Source organism: Streptomyces sp. NBC_01775, assembly GCF_035917675.1.
In the GTDB taxonomy this organism is placed as follows: Bacteria; Actinomycetota; Actinomycetes; order Streptomycetales; family Streptomycetaceae; genus Streptomyces.
The window spans coordinates 2,195,713-2,214,193 of record NZ_CP109104.1; the positions used below are offsets into that span (position 1 = coordinate 2,195,713).

The window sequence follows — 18,481 nt, forward strand, 5'->3', positions numbered from 1 at the left end:
GCGCCCCCCGCGCGCCGAGAAGAGACCAGGAGGAGGACCCCCATGCGCAAGTCCATCGCCACGGTGTCGTTGAGCGGCTCGCTCTCCGAGAAGCTCGGGGCCGTCGCCGCCGCCGGGTTCGACGGGGTCGAGATCTTCGAGAACGACCTGCTCGCCAGTCCGCTCAGCCCCGAGGAGGTCAGGAAGCGGGCCGCCGACCTGGGGCTGAGCATCGACCTCTACCAGCCCTTCCGCGACTTCGAGGCCGTGCCCGAGGAAGTGCTTCGGAGCAACCTGCGGCGCGCGGAGCAGAAGTTCTCGGTGATGGAGCGGCTCGGCGCCGACATGATGCTGGTCTGCTCCAGCGTCTCGCCCGCCTCGGCCGACGACGACGGACTCGCGGCCGGGCAGCTGCGCCGGCTCGCGCAGCGCGCCGAGGCGCACGGCATCCGGCTCGCGTACGAGGCGCTGGCCTGGGGACGCCATGTCAGCACCTACGACCACGCCTGGCGCATCGTCGAACTGGCCGACCATCCCGCGCTGGGCACCTGCCTCGACAGCTTCCACATCCTCTCCCGCGGCTCCGACCCCCAGGGCATCGAGCGGATACCCGGCGAGAAGATCTTTTTCCTCCAGCTGGCGGACGCGCCCCGGATGGCGATGGACGTCCTGCAGTGGAGCCGCCACTACCGCTGCTTCCCGGGCCAGGGCGGCTTCGACGTCGCGGGCCTCGTGGAAGCCGCCTTGCGCGCCGGGTACACCGGACCACTGTCGCTGGAGGTCTTCAACGACGTGTTCCGGCAGGCCGACGCGTCACGCACCGCGGTCGACGCGATGCGCTCGCTGCTCACCCTGGAGGAGTCGGCCGGGCTCGCCTCTCTCCCCGCGCCCGTCATCCCCTCCTCCTTCGCCTTCGCCGAGCTGGCCGCGGCCGACACCGAGCCGTTGCGCGCGCTGCTCGGCTCGCTGGGCTTCACGCGGACGGGGCGGCACGGCGGCAAGCCGGTCGAGCTGTGGGAGCAGGGCGAGGCACGACTCGTCGTCAACACCGCGGGCGCGAGCCGCCGCGAGGGCCCGGCGCTGACCGCCCTCGGCCTGGAGACGCCCGACCCGGGCGCGGCCACCCGGCGCGCCGAGTCCCTCCTCGCACCCGTCATCCCGCGCCGCCGCGCGGCCGGGGACGTACCGCTGGAGGCGGTCGAGGCTCCCGACGGCACCGAGCTGTTCTTCTGCCGCACCGGGCACGAGGACCACCCCAGCTGGACGGACGACTTCACGCCCGTACCCCTTGCGGACGCGGCCGACGGGGCCGACGCGGGCCCAGGGACCGGGAACGGGCCCGGCCCCGGGAGCGGCAGCGGGGCCCGGGCCGGTGTCACACGGATCGACCATGCCGCGCTGACCCAGTCTTGGCACCGCTTCGACGAGGCGTCCCTGTTCTACCCGAGCGTGCTGGGCCTCCAGCCGAACGAGAGCCTCGACCTGGCCGACCCGTACGGGCTCTTCCGAAGCCGTGCCCTCGCCAACGCCGAGGGCACACTGCGGATCGCACTCAATGTGGCGCCGGTGCCCAGCGAGCGGGAGAAACACCCGCAGCACATCGCGCTCGCCACCGACGACATCCTCGCCACGGCGCGCCGGGTCCGCGAGCACGGCGGCGGGCTCCTGCCGATTCCCGACAACTACTACGACGACCTCCGAGCCCGCCACGGCCTCGGCGACGACACCCTGGCCACGCTGCGCGAGCTGGGCATCCTCTACGACCGCGACGAGTACGGGGAGTTCTACCACTGCTACACCGCCACGTTGGGCCGGGTCTTCTTCGAACTGGTCCAGCGCGTCGACGGCTATCGCGGTTACGGGGCTCCCAACGCCACCATCCGCCTCGCGGCCCAGCACACCGCCGAGCTGGGCCACCGGCCCGCGTACTGAAGGCTCATCAGGAGTCACGCTCCCCGCTCCCCGTCGGGCCGTTCGGGCGCTGCTGGATCTTTCGCGGTGAACCGCTCACCACGTCACCTGGGAACGCGTCCGCCCCGGCCGCGTACGCCGCGGTGAACCGTTCGACGGCGGCCCACAGTTCATTTTCGCGCCGCTCGTCGTAGGACTCCTGCGACGAGCGGTCCGCGCGGCTGCGGTCGACGTAGGACCCGGTCGGCGCCTGGGTCGTGCCGAGGACGACGTCGGCGAGGCAGCGGCCCGCGACGCTGCGGCTGGTGGCGAACGGGGTGAGGGTCAGCACCGGCAGGATGCGCCGCACCGCGAACCGGGAGACGGGGTCCGCGTTGCGGACGAGGCCGGTGCCGGGGACGAAGCCCGGGTTGTAGGCGACGGCGTCGACCCCGGCCGGCAGGCGGCGCGCGTACTCGTGCACGAGGTGGATGGCGGCCAGCTTGCTCGTCGAGTACGCGGTGCGCCCGGCGCCCGCGGTGTCCGGCTTGGGGAAGGCACGCGTGCGGGCCAGGACGTCCGGGGACTTCCAGGCCGGGCCGGGCACCATGCCCATGTTGTGCTTGAAGTCGCCGAAGTGGGTGTCGCTGGCGGTGATCACGATCCGGGCGGGAGTGACGAAGCGGTCGTGGAGCAGGCGGACGAACAGGTGGTTGGCGAGCACGTTGACGGCGAAGGTGGACTCGAAGCCGTCGGGCCCCTCGGTGAGCGCGTTCGTGTACTGAGTGCCCGCGTTGCCCACGAAACCGCGCAACGGCGGCAGGTCACCGCCATCGAGCCGGTCGCGGATCCCGGTGGCGGCCGAGCGGACACTGTTCAGCGAGTCGAGGTCCGCCGGGACGTGGGAGACCGTGTGCCCGCCCGCGCCGAGTTCCGCAGCGAGCCGTGCCCCGGAGGATCCACGGGCGACGACGAGGAGGTGCACGTCCGGCGACCGTCGCAGGATCTGCTCGGCGGCGACGCGGCCGATCCCGCGGCTCGCTCCTGTCATCACGAGGGTGTGCTTCACGGGAGGCTCCTTCGCTGGTAAGCCGGTGGGCGCCCTGCTGGGTGCGGCTCCACGTTCACCTCTCACGCCACCGCCGGCCAGTGCCGTCCCCGTCACCAGGACTGGCAGTACCCAGGCTGATGCGGCGCCGCGCGGCGAGAATGGAGCCATGGCTTCCTCCCGTTCCGTCTTCGCCGCACTCCTGCGGGCCTGGCGCGACCGCTTGCCCCCGGCCGACGCCGGCTTCACCGTGACGACCGGCCGTCGTGCCCCGGGTCTGCGCCGCGAGGAGCTGGCACAGCTGGCCGGGCTCTCCGTCGACTACGTTCTGCGCCTGGAACAGGGACGTGCGAAGAACCCCTCGGCCCAGGTCGTCGGCGCCCTCGCCCGGGCCCTCCAGCTCTCCCGCGCCGAGCGCGACCAGCTGTACCGAAGCGCCGGGCTTCTGCCGCCCCAGGACGGGACGGTCGGCACCCATGTGCCCCCGGGGATCCAACGGCTCGCCGCACGCCTCGACGACGTCCCGATCGGCGTGTTCAGCGCCGATTGGACCCTGGTGTGGTGGAACACGATGTGGCGCGCTCTGTACGGAGACCCCACCGTCCTCCCGGCCGCCGAACGGAACCTCGCCCGCGCCCTGTTCGGTAACGGCGCCGCACACGCCTTGATGCTTCCCGTCCGCTCCGAGCGCGGACAGGACACCTTCGAGGCGTCCATCGTCGCCGATCTCAAGGACGCCGTGTCCCGCTATCCCGCGGACGCCCAGCTCGACCGTCTCGTGCGGGAGCTGCGAGAAGTATCCGAGGCCTTCGCGCGGCAGTGGGCCACGGAGACGGCCGCCGCCCAGCACACGACCGACCGGAAGACGATCCGGCATCCAGAGACCGGCGACATCCTGCTCGACTGCGACGTCCTCGTCGTCCCGGGCGCGGACTTGCGCATGGTCACCTACACGGCAGCGACCGGAAGCAGCGACGCCGGGAAACTGGACCTCCTTCGCGTCACACGCGGCCATGCCGCCGACGCTCTCCCCTGACGGGCCGCTGCTGGGCGGTTCCGCCAAGCCGGCCGTACGACCGTGGCCACGCTGGAGACCGGCGGTCGCCGCCCGAGCACGGCGCCGGCACCAGGAGGAACACCGCCTCACGCGTTCACCTGTTCGGCACGCGCCGGGAGGCGGGGGGCCACCGGCTCGTGTGCGCTGGAGTCACTCCGCCCCCTCGGAAGGAGCGCTCCTCCCGGGCCTCCACAGCCATCGGACTGCGGACCTGAACGGGAACCCGCCGGCCACACTCGACAGATTGCCACGACCATGGACGGTCTGAAGATCCTTCCACTGGCCATCACGATGATGGCCGGTCCCCAGATCATGTCGGCGATCATCTTCGTCACCGCACGCGATGCCGTTCGCGTGTCGCTGGGATTCCTGGCGGGCGTCACGGTGGGCGTCCTCGCGGGCGTGGCAGCCATGATGGGCATCGCGACGGCTCTGGGCAGCGGCGTCGATCTCGGAAACTCCAAGGACCGTGGCTCGGTCGGCCACATCATCCAGTACGCGCTGGTGGGTCTCCTGGCCCTGGCCGCACTGCGTAATTGGCGGCATCGGAAGACCGTCACACCGCCGAAGTGGCTGCACTCCCTGATGTCCGCCGACCCCCGCCAGGCGCTCCGGACCGGCCTGATGGTCATTCTGCTGATGCCCTCGGACCTGATGGTGATGCTCACCGTTGGCGTCCACCTGGACCAAGCGCGCGGTTCCTACCTGGATGCCCTGCCGTTCATCGCGCTGACCGTCGTGATCGCCGCCCTGCCGCTGCTCGTGCGGCTGGCGGCGGGCCACCGGGCCGCGGACGCCATGCCGAAGATCCGCGACTGGACGAACACCCACAGCTGGCTGGTGAACATCCTGGTGTGCGCTCTCTTCATCGCTCTGATCATGACGTGACGCCACCAGGTTGCGATGTTCGTTCGCCGGCAGCACCGCGACGTCCGCGACCGGTGGGAACAACAGGCCCTTTCCCGGAGGCAGTTGGATGACCTCTCTGTCCATCCGTCGAGCACCGGTCGCGGCGTCGTCCCCATCGGGGACCGGCTCGGCCTTCTCCACCCCGCGGACAGTCCCAAGCAGGTCCTTGTCGTTTCGCTGCCTGGCGCGCCCTTTGCACGAGCATATGGTGGTCGGCCGAAGCAGATCGTGACCACGAAACCGCAGCTGGATCAGGGGCAGCGATGCGTCAAACCAATCTCACCGGAGAGTCGGCCGACTACGTCAGCGCCCGGGAGGAGCTGCGGCAAGCCGAGATCGAGCTGATGCGCCATCGTGAACGCGTCGCCGACCTGCGTCGCCGGTTGCCGCTGGGCCCTGTCGTCGAGGACTACGTGTTCGAGGAGGGCCCCGCCGATCTACAGGCTGGTGACTCGCCGACGCGGACCGTGCGCCTGAGCGAACTGTTCACCCGCCCCGGGCGTGACCTCGTCGTCTATCACCTCATGTACGGCAAGACACATACCGAGCCGTGCCCCATGTGCACGATGTGGCTCGACGGGATCAACGGGGTGGCCCACCATGCCGAGCAGAACGTCGACCTCGCGGTCGTCGCCGCGGCCGGTCTGCCCGCGCTGCGCGCGCACGCCCGAGACCGGAAGTGGACGAATCTGCGTCTGCTGAGCGCCGGGTCCAGCACCTTCAAATACGACCTGGGCAGTGAGGACGCCGAGGGCAACCAGGACTCTACGGTGTCGGTTTTCACCCGCGACGACAACGGATCGGTACGCCATTTCTACTCGGCGCACCCCCGGATGTCCGACGACATCGACCAGCGGGGCATCGACCTGTTCAGCCCGGTATGGCACCTCCTCGACCTCACCCGCCAAGGCCGGGACGACTGGTCCGCCGCGCTCAGCTACTAGAACCGTATCGGGCAGTGTTCGCCTTGTTGACTGCCTCGCGAGCCGTCCGGAACCGCCCTCACGGCGATCGGCGCCGGTCCGGTGCCGTGGCGGTGCACGATCGGTCAGCCGCTCTCCCGGCGGCCTGGTGGGCCTCGGGGGCCCAGGAGGCGAAGGTGCGCAGCCCGTCGTGGGAGGAGGTGCCGACTTCGGCCGTCCAGACGATGAGTTGCTGGTCGGGGTCCGTGCCGGCGGTGAGGGTGTCCCAGTCCAGGGTCAGTTTCCCGGCCACGGGGTGGTGCAGCGTCTTGGTGCCGACCGTGCGGGCCGCGACGTGGTGGGCGGCCCACCACTGGCGGAAGTGCGGGTCCCGCACGGACAGCTCGCCGACGAGCGCGGTCAGCCGGGAGTCGTCCGGATACGTGGCCGCTTCCATGCGCAGTTGAGCCACAGCGGTACGGGCGACGCTCTCCCAATCCGCGTACAGGGACCGCATGGCCGGATCGGTGAACAGAATGCGCGTGTAATTCCGCTTCTTCTCCGGAATGGTGCCGAAATCGGTGACCAGAGCGGCACCGAGGGAATTCCAGCCGAGAATATCCATACGGCGCCCCGGAACCATGGCCGGGGTGGCGGTCAGATCGTCCAGTACACGTCGCAGCTGCGGCTGCACCTTCTGTACGGCGCGGCGACGGGGCCGCGCCCCCTCCTTGCCCGCCAGCTCGAACAGGTAGGTCCGCTGGTCGTCATCGAGGTGCAGCACCTGCGCCAGCGTGGCCAGTACGGGCCCGGAGGCTTGGATGCGGCCCTGCTCAAGGCGCGTGTAGTAGTCGGTGCTGATCGCGGCGAGCTGCGCGACTTCCTCCCGGCGCAGCCCCTCGACCCGCCGGGTACCGCCGTCGGGCAGGCCCACGGTACGGGGGCTCAGCTCGGCCCGCCGGGTCTTGAGGAGCTCACCCAGCCCGTTCCGTTTGGCTTCGCGGGTCATGTCGGCCAGTGTCGCACCGTTCACATCTCGCGTGAGGGGGGAGAAGTTTTTCCCCGGATGGTTTCCTCCCAGGGGGAAACCATCCCCTTTTGCGGCCTCAAGCGGAGTGTGACGGTTGATGAGGCGGCCCAAGAGGCCCCGCCGATCGGCCGGCTCGGCCACGCGGAGGAGATCGCCCGTGCGGCGTTGTGGCTGTGCGGCCCCGCAGCGGGCTTCGTGCTCGGCGTCGTCCTGCCCGTGCACGGCAGTTGCGTCGCCCGCTGATCCTCCTCCACTTGTTGTTCGCCTGAACGGGTTGATCGCTTCGTGTCGGCGCGGTCACAGCTCGTTGGTCCAGCAGGATGCTTCGTGTTCCCGACGGTCCGCCCGGCTTCCCGACGGTCCGTCCAGCCGTGGCGGCGGGGGTGCCGACGTGCGTCCTCGCGCCAGGAACCGTCGCCCGTAACAGGATTTGAGGAGATCGACTCATGGCTCACATGCTGAGGACCGCTGCCGCCGCTGCCGGCGCCTGCGCCATCATTCTGGGCGGTGCCGGACTGGCCTCCGCCGACGCCGGGGCGTCGGGTGCCGCTGCGAATTCACCTGGCGTGCTCTCGGGCAACGTGGTTCAGGTCCCGGTCAACATCCCGGTCAACGTCTGCGGCAACAGCATCGGCATCGTCTCGCTGCTCAACCCCGCCTTCGGCAACGCCTGCATCAACCGCTGACACCCGCGCAAGGCGGCTCCGCCGAGGCGGGCCCGCCGTCGCACCCGTGGCCCTCCGGTACCTGTCCCGGAGGGCCACGCCCATGTCTTCAGCTGTCTTCAGCGGTGACGAGCGTGAGTTCGGCCGAAGCCACGGTGGTGCCCGCGCAGTTGCGCGGCCGGGTGGCTGGGGGCGGGCCCGGTGGCTCGCTCAGCCGGTGGTTCTGCCTGTGGCCCGGCCGGACCTGATCTTGTCGGGCGGCTGCGGCGAGTCCCAGACGTCGACGGGGACGAAGCCGGTCGCCTTGCCGTCGGCGTCCAGCAGCCGCCCCATCAACTTCACGGCGCGCAGCGCGATGGCCCGGTCGGCGAAGCGGAGGTGGGGCAGCTTGGTGGTCAGCTGCGCCTCCAGGGTCTGGACGTCGGCCAGCGCGCCGAGCCAGGCGGTCGCGATGAGGTTCTGCGGGCCCGCGACGCCGATGCACAGCCGCACCTCGGGCAGTTTGGACATCTCCCGTGCTGTCGCGTCCAGGTGTTCGGCGGGCACGGTGCCGAAGAAGGTCACCGAGACCGGTGCTCCGGACAGGGAGCGGGCCAGGTCGCAGCGGAGTACGAGGTGGCCCGCATCCAGCAGCTTGTTCAGGCGGCGGCCGGCGGTGTTGACGCTGACCCCCAGCTCGGCGGCCAGCTCGCTCAGCGAGGCGCGGCCGTTCTCGCCCATGGCACACACCAGTTCACGCAGCTCGGCGGCGCGGGCGACAGCGGCGCCCGAGGGGCGCCGGGGGGCGGCCAGCGCGTCCCGCTGCGGGCGGCTGAGGCTGCGCAGCCGCCAGCGGCTGCCCTCGGTGTAGACGCGGGTGGCCGGGTGGGCGCGGGTGGAGGTCACGCCGGGGACGTCGCCGAGCCGGTCGACGACATAGCGCGAGAGCGCGGCGAAGTCGGTGGCCAGCACGGTGACCAGCAAATCGCGCCCGCCCGAGGTGTGTTCGACGGTGACGGCCTGCGGGTCGGCCGAGAGCGCGGCGGCCACGGCGGTGTCCTGGCCGGGCGCGCAGTCCACCTCGATGATCGAGGCCATGCCCGCCTCGTCACGCGGATACGCGGTCACCCACGCGTGGCCCGCGGCGCGCAGCCGCTCCCAACGGCGGGCGACGGTGGCCGCGTCGACGCCGAGGGGCTTGGCCAGCTCGCTCCAGGGGGCGCGGGGGTTGATCTGGAGGGCGTTGACCAGCGCCAGATCCAGCTCGCTCAACGGGGGATTCTCGGTCACAGGAACCTCCAGCGAGGGCACGCGATTGACAAGAACGCGCACTTGATCTCACTGAATCTCAAATAACAGCAATTCTCGGCGCTCTATTAGCAGGACACTAGCATCGCCGCAGTCGATCAGTTCAAGCCACCAACCGTCCCGACAGCCACCCGACACAGCCCGACAGCCGCTCAACAGCCAGGCCACGACGGGAGAGGAGGTACCGTGCGGCAGCCCTTCGCCACCCTCACCGAAGCAGCGGAAGCGCTGCGCACCGGCAAGATCAGCAGCCGTGAGCTGGTGGAGGCCGCACTCGCCGACGCCGAGGTGCTCGACCCGCTGCTCGGGGTCTACGTCAACCGCTTCCCCGAAGAGGCGCTGACCGCGGCCAAGGCCGCCGACGCCCGGCCGGCCCGCGAGCGCGGTCCCCTGCACGGGCTGCCCCTCGCGCTCAAGGACAACTTCGCCGCAGCCGAAGGCCCGGTCACCGCGCAGAGCCCGGCCCACGACCCGTCCTGGTGGCGCGGCCGGGACGCCCCCGCTGTCGCCCGGCTGCGCGCCGCGGGCGCCGTCGTCCTGGGCAAGACGACGCTGACCGAGTACGCGATGGGCAGGCCCGACCCGCGCCACGCCTTCCCGCTGCCGCGCAACCCCTGGGACCCGCGGTGCTGGACGGGCGGGTCGAGCACCGGCAACGGCGCGGGGATCGCCACCGGGCTGTTCCTGGGCGCGCTGGGTACCGACACCTCCGGCAGCGTGCGCCTCCCCGCGGCGCTGTGCGGCACGACCGGCCTGAAGACCACGTTCGGGCTCGTCGACAAGGACGGCGTCCTGCCGCTGAGCCCCACCCAGGACGTCGTCGGGCCGATGGGGGTGGCCGCCGCCGACTGTGCGCTGCTGCTCGACGTCCTCGTACCGCCCGAGCACCCCGGAGCGCCGCGCCCGGCCCGCCCACCGCTGGGTGACGGGTCCGGGGAGGGGCTGCGGGGGCTGCGGGTCGGCGTGCCGTTCGCGCTGCTGGAGGACGAGGCCGTCAGCGTCGAGTGCCGGGCCGCATTCGAGGCGGCGCTGGAGACGCTGCGGAACGCGGGCGCCGTGGTCGTGGACTTCGCGCTGCCCGAGTTCGAGACGCTGCTGGCCGAGAGCACGGTGACGATGCTGGCCGAGGCGTTCGCCGAGCACGGTGAGCGGCTGGGCGCGCGCTGGGCCGACCACGGCCGGGTCTTCCGGCGCCTCGCCGCGGCCGGCGCGTTGGTGCCCGCGCATCTGTACCTGCGCGCCCAGCACTCCCGGCGCCGTACCCGCGCCGCGCTGCTGGAGCGCCTGCGCGGACCCGGCGGAGCCGACCTGATCGCCACCCCGACCTGGCCCGCCGCCGCCCGCCCCTACACGCGGGAGAGCGCGCCCGGCGACGAGCTGAACCTGACCGCCGTTTGGAACCCGGCCGGCTTCCCCGCGCTGGCGCTGCCCATGGGTGCGGACCCGGCGGGGCTCCCGCTCTCGCTCCAGCTCGTGGGCGAACCCCACGCGGAGCGGCTGCTGCTGGCCGCCGGTGACGCCTATCAGCGGCGCACCTCCTGGCACCTGCGGCGGGCCGCGCCCGATCCGGCCCAGCGGCCCGACGCGGTACCGGATCCGGACGCGCGCCGGGGCCTGCTCGCGGACCGGGACCCGGGCGCGGACCTGGGCGCGGATCCGGGCGCGGACCCGGCGGGTGAAGTCCCCGGTGAGACCGGCGCCGCCGTCGAGGCGGCACTCGCCGACGCGGGGCTCGCGCTCGATCCCGGGGAACCGGCCGCCGTGGCCGCCCTGGCCCGGGTGCTCGCCCGCTCGGGACGGCTCCTCACGGCGCCCGCCCGCTGACCGGCACCGGCGCTCCCCCGCCTTCCCGCTCGCCCTCCCCCCGTCCCGTCCCACTGGAGAACCCATGTCGCGTGTTCAGCCCCTCGCCGGCGCGGGAGCGCCCGCGCCGGGTGGCGTCCGCGTCGCCACGGTCGTCGGATTCCTGGTCTTCATCGAACTCGTCAGCGGTGTCATCCAGGGGATGATGCCCGCGCTCCTGCCCGAGCTGGGCACCTCGCTGGGGGTGGGCGCGGGCAAGCTGAACTGGGTCAGCAGCGCCCAGTTGCTGGCCGCCGCCGTGTGCGTGCCGTTGTTCGGCAGGCTCGGCGACATGTACGGGCACCGGCGGCTGCTGCGGGTCGGCATGGTGTGCCTGGCCGTCGGCTCGATCCTCGTCGCCTGGTCCCCGTCCTTCGCGGTGCTGCTGCTCGGCCGGGTCCTCCAGGGCCCGTTGGCCGCGCTGCTGCCGCTGGAGATGGGCCTGGTGCGCGACCGGCTCGACCCCGAGGGGGCGCGCAGCGCCATCGGCATGCTGGTGGGCGCGCTGACCGTCGGCGCCAGCGTGGGTCTGGTCGTGGCCGGGCTGCTGGGCGAGGTGACGGCCACGGTGCACGGGGTGCTGTGGGTGCCCGCCGCCGTCACGGTGGTGTGCGTCGGCGTCGTCTTCTTCCTGGTGCCCGAGTCCGTGACCCGCGCCAGGGCCACGGTCGACTGGGCGGGCGCCGGGCTGCTGACCGTCGGGCTGTGCGCGCTGCTGCTGGGCATCGCGCAGGGTCCCGCGTGGGGCTGGGCCGGGGGCGGCACGCTGGGCCTGTTCGCGCTCGCGGTCGTCACGCTGGTGGTCTGGGTGCTGGTCGAACTGCGGGTGTCGCAGCCCATCGTGGACATCCGGCTGAGCGCCAAGCGCAACCTGCTGCCGGTGTACGGGGGCAGCTTCCTGCTCGGTGCGGCGCTGTTCGGCTCGCAGACCGCCGCCTCGCTCTTCTTGTCGAGCCCGCCGGAGAAGGTGGGCTACGGCTTCGGCTACGACTCCCTGGCGATCGGCTGGACGATGCTGCCGTGGGGCGTCGCCGCCTTCCTGGCCTCCACCGTGGCGCCCCGGCTCTACCGGGTGCTGGCGCCGCGCACCGTGCTGGGGCTGAGCGGGGTGTTCATGGCGGTCGGCTACGCGGCGCTGGTGCTCGCGCACGGGGCCGTGTGGCAGTTCGTCGCCGCCAACTCCCTGACCGGCTTCGGCACCGGGCTGGCGCTCAGCGCGATGCCCGCCCTCGTGCTGGACGCCAGCCCCGCCGAGCGCACCGGGGTGGCGACCGGCATCTACAACACCGCCAAGACGCTGGGCGGCAGCGTCTCGGGAGCCGTGTTCGCCGCGATCCTCAGCGCCGTCACCTTCGCGGGCACCGACGTGCCCACCGAGTCCGCCTACACCACCGTGTGGTGGTGCTGCGCGGCCGTCTCGGCGCTGGTGGCGCTGGCCGCCGCCGTGCTGGCCCGCGCTCCGGGCGTCTCCTCCCCCGCCACTCCCGTCCCGGCGCTCGCCGGAAAGGACCTCGCGTGATGATCGCCCGCACCGCCCCCGGACCCGTGCCGCCGGCTCCCGGACCCGTGCTGCTGGAAGGCGGCGTGCTGATCGACGGCCGGGGAGGCGAGCCCCTCGTCGACGGCGCCGTGCTGATCGAGGAGGGCACCGTGCGCTGGGCAGGTCCCGCCGGGGCGCATCCGCGGCTGTCGCCGGGCACCCGCCGGGTCGATGTGGGCGGCGGCACGATCCTGCCGGGCTTCATCGACTGCCACGTCCACATGACCGTCCCCGGCGGCGCCCTCAACCACGCGGAACTGCGCGCCATGCCGCCCTCGCTGCGCACCTTCCTCTCGGCGCCCCGTATGCGGCAGACCCTGGAGGCGGGCGTCACCACGGCCCGGGACCTGGGCGGCGCCGACACCGGGCACAAGCGCGCCGTCGAGGAGGGCCTGGTGACCGGGCCCAGGCTGCTGGTGGCGGTGGCCATGCTCAGCCCGACCGGCGGCCACGGCGACTTCCGCATGGGCACCGACAACGGGGAGAACGACCCCGGCATGAGCCGCCTGGCCGACGGACCCGACGCCTGCCGCGCCGCCGTGCGCGGGGTGCTGCGGCAGGGCGCCGACTGCGTCAAGGTCGCGGCGACGGGCGGCGTGTGGAGCCCTACCGACCAGCCCGACGACGACGGGTTCCTGGAGGACGAGATCCGCGCCATCACCCAGATCGCGGCGGGGCACCGGGGCAAGAAGGTCGCCGCCCACGCGCAGGGCAGGGGCGGCATCCTCAACGCCGTACGCGGCGGAGTGGCCAGCGTCGAACACGGCTACGAGATCGACGACGAGGCCATCGACCTGATGCTGGAGCGCGGCACCTTCCTCGTCCCGACGCTGACGACGGCCAACACCGACCCGGACCCGGCCAAGGCCGCGAGCTGGGCCTACGCCAAGAAGAAGCACTGGCAGAACGTGGCGCGTACCCACATTCCGCACGCCATCCGGCGCGGCGTGCGCGTCGCCCTGGGCACCGACTGCGGCATCGCCGAGCACGGCACCAACCTGCGCGAGCTGGCCCATCTCGTCGAGGCCGGTATGACGCCGATGGGCGCGCTGCTGGCCGGCACCAGCGAGGCGGCCGAACTCCTCGGCATGGCCGACACCCTCGGCACGCTGGAGCCGGGCAAGCGCGCCGATGTCGTCGTGGCCCGCACCAACCCGCTGGAGGACATCGCCTCCCTCAGCGAGCCGGAGAACATCGCGCTGGTCCTCAAGGACGGTGTCGCGTACAAGGACCTGGGGCTCGGCCAGGGCTGATCCGGACCACGGGGGAACGAGACCGCGGCGGCGGTCGCTGGCGGCGAGGGAGCGCCAGCGCCCGCCGCCGCACCATGTCTGCCGACGGCCGGCACCCACGGGCCCTCCGCGAGATCGGCCACCGGGCGGCCGGGCGCGAGCCGTCACTCGCCGTCGCTGTCGCCGTTCCGGTCGCGGGGGCGGTGGAGGCGGCCTCGTATGTCAGAGGGGGGCAGGAACTTCGTCCAGCGTTCGGGGAACTCGGCGGGGGCGTCCTCGGCGCCGTCGTCCGTGCCGTCGCCGTTCCCGTCGCTGCGGGCGCGCCGGGCCGCGACGGCGGCGACGACCTCGGCCGCCGCCTCCTCGCGGCGGCGCTCGTTCGCGCGGCGGGCCGCGGCCGTGGCGACCGAGGGCCACACGTGGTCGATGGCGGCGTTGACGGCGGCGCCCACCAGCACGGCGAAGGCCGACACGCCGATCCACAGCAGGACGGCGACGGGCGCGGCGAGCGAGCCGTAGATGGTGGGTCCCTCGACCGTGTTGGTGAGGTACAGCCGCAGCAGGAAGCTGCCCAGCACCCACATCACCAGGGCCACCAGCGCCCCGGGAATGTCCTCGCGCCAGGGTGAGCGCACCGGCACGGACACGTGGTAGAGCGTGGTGAGGAAGGCGATGGACAGCAGCAGCACCACCGGCCAGTAGAAGACCGTGACGACCCACTCGGCCTGCGGCACCAGCCGCAGCACCGCGTCGGGCCCCGCCACCATCAGCGGAAGCGCGACCGCGCCGATGACCAGCGCCACCAGGTACAGCCCGAAGGACAGCACCCGCGTCTTGACGATGCCGCGCCGCCCGTCGAGCCCGTACATCACGGTGATGGTGTCGATGAAGACGTTCACCGCGCGCGAGCCCGACCACAGGGCCAGCGCGAAGCCGAGCGAGATGACGTCGGGACCGCCGCCCTTGATCACGTCGTCGATCAGCGGGCGGGCGAGCTCGTTGACCCCCTTGTCGGACAGGACGGTGGTAGAGGCGTCCAGGAAGTTTGTGCGAAGGGATTCGATCGCCTCGGCGCCGATCCAGTCGAGATAGCCGAGGAGACCGATCATGCCCAGCAGCAGCGGCGGGATCGAGATCAGCGTGAAGAACGCGGCCTCGGCGGCCAGCCCGAGGACGCGGTATTCCATGCAGGAGTTGACCGTGTCCTTGAGCAGCAGCCACGCCATCCGCCGTTTGGGCACGTCCCTGTATTTGACCCGGGCACGGCGAATCTGGCGACGGGACCGCCCGGGAGGCCATCTCGGGGCCCGTTCGGGGGTCTGCTCAGGGGTTTCCTCGACTGCACGCACGTCTTTAACGTATCTGGCATGCCAGCCTCGACACACACCGTGACCAACCAGGCCCCGCCCCTGGCCGACTACGACGTCTTCTCCGCCGACGCGGCCCTGGTGGAGGGAGTGGCCCGGCATGTGGCGCCGGAGCGCGCCGAACAGGCCCGCGCCGAGCTTGCCGAGCTGGGCGGCGCGGCGGGTTCCGCGCAGGCTCAGGAATGGGGCACACAGGCCAACGAGTGCCCGCCTGCCTTGCGGACACACGACCGCTATGGCCACCGGATCGACGAGGTCGACTTCCACCCCTCCTGGCACCGGCTGATGGAGCGCGGGGTGGCGGCGGGGCTGACCGATCCGTGGTCGCGCCCCGACGGCCAGCTGCGGCGCAGCGCGGCCTTCTACGTGTGGTCGCAGGTCGAGGCGGGGCACGGCTGTCCGCTGTCGATGACGCACGCCGCCGTGCCCGCGCTGCGCAAGGAGCCGGGGCTGGCGGCCGAGTGGGAGCCGCTGCTGGGCTCGCACACCTACGACTACGGCCTGGACCGGCCGGCGGGCGCCAAGGCGGGCGCCATCGCCGGGATGGGCATGACGGAGAAGCAGGGCGGCAGCGACGTACGGGCCAACACGACGGAGGCGGCCCCGCTGACCGGGGACGGCGGCGCGGGCGCCGGCGAGTACGCGCTGACGGGGCACAAGTGGTTCTGCTCGGCGCCGATGTCGGACGTCTTCCTCGTGCTGGCGCAGGCTCCCGGGGGGCTGACCTGCTTCCTGGTGCCGCGCGTGCTGCCCGACGGGACGCGCAACACCTTCCGTATCCAGCGGCTCAAGGACAAGCTGGGCAACCGCTCCAACGCCTCCAGCGAGGTCGAGTTCGACGGGACGACGTGGGCGCGCCGCGTCGGCGAGGAGGGCCGCGGCGTCGCGACGATCATCGAGATGGTCGCCGCGACCCGGCTGGACTGTGTGACGGGCTCCGCCGCGCTGATGCGGCAGGCCGTGGCGCAGGCCACCCACCACGCGGCGCACCGTTCGGTGTTCGGCAAGGAGCTGATCGAGCAGCCGCTGATGCGCAACGTGCTGGCGGACATGGCGCTGGAGTCGGAGGCGGCCACCACGCTCGCGCTACGGCTGGCCGCCGCCTACGACAGCGCGGCGGGCGAGGGCGAGGCCGCGGCGCACGACCGGGCCCTGCTGCGGCTGGCCGTGCCGACCGCGAAGTACTGGGTCACCAAGCGCTGTGTGCCGCTGGCGGGCGAGGCGCTGGAGTGTCTGGGCGGCAACGGCTACGTCGAGGAGTCGGGCATGCCCCGGCTGCTGCGCGAGTCGCCGCTCAACTCCCTGTGGGAGGGCTCGGGGAATGTGCAGGCGCTGGATGTGCTGCGGGCGCTCCAGCGCTCGCCGGAGTCGCTGAACGCCTTCTTGACGGAGCTCGGGCACGCGCGCGGCGCCGATCACCGGCTGGACGCCGCGGTCAAGGACATGCTCACGCAGCTGTCCGACCTGGACGGCATCGAGGCGCGGGCCCGACGCCTGGTGGAGCGGATGGCACTGGTGCTCCAGGGCTCCTTGCTGGTGCGCTTCGCACCGCCGGAGACCGCCGACGCGTTCTGCGCCTCGCGGCTGGGCGGCGACTGGGGCGCGGCCTTCGGCACCCTGCCCTCGGGGCCGCACCTGAAGGCACTGGTGGAGCGGGCGCGGCCGGTGGCGTGAGGCCCAAAGGGCCGCGGGTCTGTGTCATACGCGGCTCCGCCGCGGTGGGGGTCCCCACACGCCGCAGGCGGTTCAGCGCTGTGCGGTCCTCAGTCCGCCGGGGCCAGCAGGCGTCAGGGCGCGGCGGGTTCTGGCCGGGGCCGTGGCGTCGGCGAACAGCTGGAGTTCCTGGTTGAGGGCCATTTGAAGTTCTCCCCTCCCTTCGCAAGCTCAGGAAGGGGATTCCTGCCTACATTGCTGCGGCAGGTTTGACGGTTTTACCCGGCCTGCGACCGCACCTTCCGGCGGCCGGGACCTCCACGATGACGTGGCCGATCCGGTACAGGTGCAAGATGTTCCGGGCCGCGTTCCAGTCGGCGTTGCACTGGAAGCCGCAGTGGGGGTTCTTGCATACGAACGTCTCTTGACTCTCTCGGCTGCCGGGGGTGACGAATCCGCAGGCTGAGCACCGCTGGGAGGTGTAGGGGGCGGGGACCTTGACGAGCTGGCCGCCGTAACGGGCGGCCTTGTACATCAGCATCGTCACGGTCCGGCCCCATGCTTCCTGGGCGATGGAGCGGTTCGTCCCGGCCTTCGCCTTGGCCCCGTTGCGCAGGAACTCGCCCGCGTTGTCGGGGTCGGGCTTGGGGGCGGGGGCTTTGGTCATGCCGAGGATGCTGAGCTGTTCCACCACGATCACACCGTATGTGCGGGCGAGGTAGGTGGTGCTCTGGTGCTGCCAGTCAAGGGCTCGTCGCGTGGCTTTTGCTCGGAGCTGCTTGATCTGGTCGTAGGTGTGCTGCAAGCGACGGGAGGTCTTCTCCCCCTTCTTGCGGAAGGTCTTGCGGTGTGTGGCCTGCCGCTCCAGGCTGAGGAGCTTGGCCTTCTCCTTGGGTGTGAGCCACTTGTCCCGGTCGGCGGTGCCGTCCGGGAGACGGGGTGCACGACCGTGGTCCTGGTGGTCCTCGTTGGACAGGGCCAGGGGGATGTTCACTCCCGCGTCAATGCCGATTTCCGGTCCCTGATGCGACTGTGAGGCGCGGTCGAGGGTCTGGACGCGGAAGGCGATATGCCAGCCCAAAGCGTCCTTGACCAGCCGGGCGCCGGTGATCCGGTTCTCCTTGTTCGCCTTCTTCCCGACGGGAAGATCTTTGGTCCAGCGGAAACGGGCCCGGCCGACCTTGGGAATGTTGACCATGCCCCACCGGCGGTGCACGCGGACGATGTTCAAGTCCCGTCCCTGCGGGATGTCCACGGACATCGCGGTGCGGAACCGGCCCTTGTAGTTCGGCTCGTCAGCGCGGCCGTCCCAGCAGTTCACCCAGGCCCGGAAGTACGTCTTCAGCACGGCCTGCGCGGCCTGCGCGGGCACCGCACCGAGGTAATCGAGATCCTTACGGGCCTGGCGTATCGCCGCGTCGGCGTTCGCCAGAGTGCGCGCCGGCTTCGGCATCATCAGCCACCGAGTGCAGGCAGTTCCACATGGTGCGGGCACCGTGCGCCTGGTCCTCCAGAACGCGAATCTCGGCAGGGCTGAGCACCAGCCGGGCACGATGCCCGAACTGCCTCTTCGCCAAGCCGAGTTCCGAGGTCATGCGATCACTCCATCATTTGGTTCATGTCACCTCGATGGAACCCGAATCCCGATGTGCGCACCGGCCGCCATGTCGTCTATAACCTGCATGTTCACTTGGTTTTTGTCACGAAGTACCGGCGCAATGCCATGACCGACGCCATGCTGACGCGCTGCGAAGAGATCATGCGAGAAGTCTGCGCGGACTTCGAGGCGGAGCTGAAACACTTCAACGGCGAGGAGGATCACGTACACCTGCTCGTGCACTACCCGCCGAAAGTCCAGCTCTCCAAACTCGTCAACAGCCTCAAGGGCGTCTCCGCCCGGCTGCTGCGCAAGGAGCACGACGCGCACCTACGCCGGTACCTGTGGGGCGGCCACTTCTGGTCCGGCTCCTACTTCGCCGGCTCATGCGGCGGGGCGCCCCTGACCGTCGTGAAGCAGTACATCGAGAACCAGAAGCGCCCCACGGGCTGAGCTTGATAGCGGACCGTGCTCACGTGCGGG

General features: G+C 71.7%; 15 protein-coding genes and 1 pseudogene. 11 read left to right on the forward strand and 5 right to left on the reverse strand.

All coding sequences use genetic code 11. The features are described from left to right. Nucleotides 1-42: 42 nt before the first annotated feature. Nucleotides 43-1,911 (forward strand): bifunctional sugar phosphate isomerase/epimerase/4-hydroxyphenylpyruvate dioxygenase family protein, encoded by a 1,869-nt coding sequence (locus tag OHB04_RS09905; RefSeq protein WP_326807298.1) that lies wholly within the window; start codon nucleotides 43-45, stop codon nucleotides 1,909-1,911. A gap of 7 nt (nucleotides 1,912-1,918) precedes the next feature. On the opposite strand, the gene OHB04_RS09910 is transcribed toward OHB04_RS09905, so the two are convergent. After that, on the reverse strand, nucleotides 1,919-2,938 hold the full coding sequence (locus OHB04_RS09910) for an SDR family NAD(P)-dependent oxidoreductase (RefSeq protein ID WP_326687292.1): 1,020 nt from the start codon (nucleotides 2,936-2,938) through the stop codon (nucleotides 1,919-1,921). Between the two features lie 148 nt (nucleotides 2,939-3,086). Between OHB04_RS09910 and OHB04_RS09915 the strand changes: the two genes are divergently transcribed. The 3 genes from OHB04_RS09915 to OHB04_RS09925 all read left to right on the forward strand — a co-directional run bounded on the left by OHB04_RS09915 (nucleotide 3,087) and on the right by OHB04_RS09925 (nucleotide 5,827). Continuing rightward, the gene (locus OHB04_RS09915; protein ID WP_326687293.1) at nucleotides 3,087-3,953 is read left to right on the forward strand and encodes a helix-turn-helix transcriptional regulator; all 867 of its coding nucleotides are present in this window, start codon (nucleotides 3,087-3,089) and stop codon (nucleotides 3,951-3,953) included. A gap of 276 nt (nucleotides 3,954-4,229) precedes the next feature. Next, nucleotides 4,230-4,862: a GAP family protein gene (locus OHB04_RS09920; protein WP_326687294.1), complete on the forward strand. Its 633-nt coding sequence runs from the start codon at nucleotides 4,230-4,232 to the stop codon at nucleotides 4,860-4,862. A gap of 284 nt (nucleotides 4,863-5,146) precedes the next feature. Further along, nucleotides 5,147-5,827 (forward strand): DUF899 family protein, encoded by a 681-nt coding sequence (locus OHB04_RS09925; RefSeq protein ID WP_326687295.1) that lies wholly within the window; start codon nucleotides 5,147-5,149, stop codon nucleotides 5,825-5,827. A 58-nt stretch (nucleotides 5,828-5,885) separates the two neighbouring features. Here OHB04_RS09925 and OHB04_RS09930 read toward each other — a convergent pair whose 3' ends face one another. Then, nucleotides 5,886-6,794 carry a helix-turn-helix domain-containing protein gene (locus OHB04_RS09930; protein ID WP_326687296.1) on the reverse strand — a complete coding sequence of 303 codons (909 nt, stop codon included), beginning with the start codon at nucleotides 6,792-6,794 and terminating at the stop codon, nucleotides 5,886-5,888. A 108-nt stretch (nucleotides 6,795-6,902) separates the two neighbouring features. Between OHB04_RS09930 and OHB04_RS09935 the strand changes: the two genes are divergently transcribed. Further along, entirely contained in the window at nucleotides 6,903-7,058 is a 156-nt protein-coding gene (locus OHB04_RS09935; RefSeq protein ID WP_326807299.1) for an SDR family oxidoreductase, read from the forward strand. A 203-nt stretch (nucleotides 7,059-7,261) separates the two neighbouring features. Beyond that, entirely contained in the window at nucleotides 7,262-7,501 is a 240-nt protein-coding gene (locus OHB04_RS09940) for a chaplin (RefSeq protein ID WP_326687298.1), read from the forward strand. Between the two features lie 189 nt (nucleotides 7,502-7,690). On the opposite strand, the gene OHB04_RS09945 is transcribed toward OHB04_RS09940, so the two are convergent. Further along, on the reverse strand, nucleotides 7,691-8,749 hold the full coding sequence (locus OHB04_RS09945) for an Lrp/AsnC family transcriptional regulator (RefSeq protein ID WP_326687299.1): 1,059 nt from the start codon (nucleotides 8,747-8,749) through the stop codon (nucleotides 7,691-7,693). Nucleotides 8,750-8,953: 204 nt separating this feature from the next. On the opposite strand from OHB04_RS09945, the gene OHB04_RS09950 reads away from it, so the two are divergent. The 3 genes from OHB04_RS09950 (at nucleotide 8,954) to OHB04_RS09960 (ending at nucleotide 13,402) form a co-directional block, all read left to right on the forward strand. Further along, nucleotides 8,954-10,591: an amidase gene (locus OHB04_RS09950; RefSeq protein ID WP_326807300.1), complete on the forward strand. Its 1,638-nt coding sequence runs from the start codon at nucleotides 8,954-8,956 to the stop codon at nucleotides 10,589-10,591. Nucleotides 10,592-10,655: 64 nt separating this feature from the next. Next, nucleotides 10,656-12,128 (forward strand): MFS transporter, encoded by a 1,473-nt coding sequence (locus tag OHB04_RS09955; RefSeq protein WP_326687301.1) that lies wholly within the window; start codon nucleotides 10,656-10,658, stop codon nucleotides 12,126-12,128. Next, complete coding sequence (locus OHB04_RS09960; protein WP_326807301.1) at nucleotides 12,128-13,402, forward strand: metal-dependent hydrolase family protein; 1,275 nt, start codon at nucleotides 12,128-12,130, stop codon at nucleotides 13,400-13,402. Before OHB04_RS09955 ends, OHB04_RS09960 begins: the two co-directional genes overlap by 1 nt. A 143-nt stretch (nucleotides 13,403-13,545) precedes the next feature. Here OHB04_RS09960 and OHB04_RS09965 read toward each other — a convergent pair whose 3' ends face one another. Next, nucleotides 13,546-14,730 (reverse strand): YihY/virulence factor BrkB family protein, encoded by a 1,185-nt coding sequence (locus OHB04_RS09965; protein WP_405806014.1) that lies wholly within the window; start codon nucleotides 14,728-14,730, stop codon nucleotides 13,546-13,548. Nucleotides 14,731-14,748: 18 nt separating this feature from the next. Here OHB04_RS09965 and OHB04_RS09970 point away from each other — a divergent pair, with 18 nt between their 5' ends. Next, a complete protein-coding gene (locus OHB04_RS09970; protein ID WP_326807302.1) occupies nucleotides 14,749-16,422 on the forward strand; it encodes an acyl-CoA dehydrogenase family protein in 1,674 nt (557 codons plus the stop codon). Between the two features lie 229 nt (nucleotides 16,423-16,651). Here OHB04_RS09970 and OHB04_RS09975 read toward each other — a convergent pair. Further along, nucleotides 16,652-17,996, reverse strand: a pseudogene (locus OHB04_RS09975) (RNA-guided endonuclease InsQ/TnpB family protein). 23 nt (nucleotides 17,997-18,019) lie between these two features. On the opposite strand from OHB04_RS09975, the gene tnpA reads away from it, so the two are divergent. Then, the gene (gene tnpA / locus OHB04_RS09980; protein WP_326807303.1) at nucleotides 18,020-18,451 is read left to right on the forward strand and encodes an IS200/IS605 family transposase; all 432 of its coding nucleotides are present in this window, start codon (nucleotides 18,020-18,022) and stop codon (nucleotides 18,449-18,451) included. Nucleotides 18,452-18,481 lie beyond the last annotated feature (30 nt).

What these genes read in the sequence shown, in the direction of transcription:
- OHB04_RS09970 (WP_326807302.1), top strand. Translation starts at nt 14,749, where the DNA reads ATGCCAGCCTCGACACACACCGTGACCAACCAGGCCCCGCCCCTGGCC.
- OHB04_RS09955 (WP_326687301.1), top strand. Translation starts at nt 10,656, where the DNA reads ATGTCGCGTGTTCAGCCCCTCGCCGGCGCGGGAGCGCCCGCGCCGGGT.
- OHB04_RS09960 (WP_326807301.1), top strand. Translation starts at nt 12,128, where the DNA reads ATGATCGCCCGCACCGCCCCCGGACCCGTGCCGCCGGCTCCCGGACCC.
- OHB04_RS09915 (WP_326687293.1), top strand. Translation starts at nt 3,087, where the DNA reads ATGGCTTCCTCCCGTTCCGTCTTCGCCGCACTCCTGCGGGCCTGGCGC.
- OHB04_RS09920 (WP_326687294.1), top strand. Translation starts at nt 4,230, where the DNA reads ATGGACGGTCTGAAGATCCTTCCACTGGCCATCACGATGATGGCCGGT.
- OHB04_RS09925 (WP_326687295.1), top strand. Translation starts at nt 5,147, where the DNA reads ATGCGTCAAACCAATCTCACCGGAGAGTCGGCCGACTACGTCAGCGCC.
- OHB04_RS09940 (WP_326687298.1), top strand. Translation starts at nt 7,262, where the DNA reads ATGGCTCACATGCTGAGGACCGCTGCCGCCGCTGCCGGCGCCTGCGCC.
- OHB04_RS09905 (WP_326807298.1), top strand. Translation starts at nt 43, where the DNA reads ATGCGCAAGTCCATCGCCACGGTGTCGTTGAGCGGCTCGCTCTCCGAG.
- OHB04_RS09930 (WP_326687296.1), bottom strand. Translation starts at nt 6,794, where the DNA reads ATGACCCGCGAAGCCAAACGGAACGGGCTGGGTGAGCTCCTCAAGACC.
- tnpA (WP_326807303.1), top strand. Translation starts at nt 18,020, where the DNA reads ATGTCACCTCGATGGAACCCGAATCCCGATGTGCGCACCGGCCGCCAT.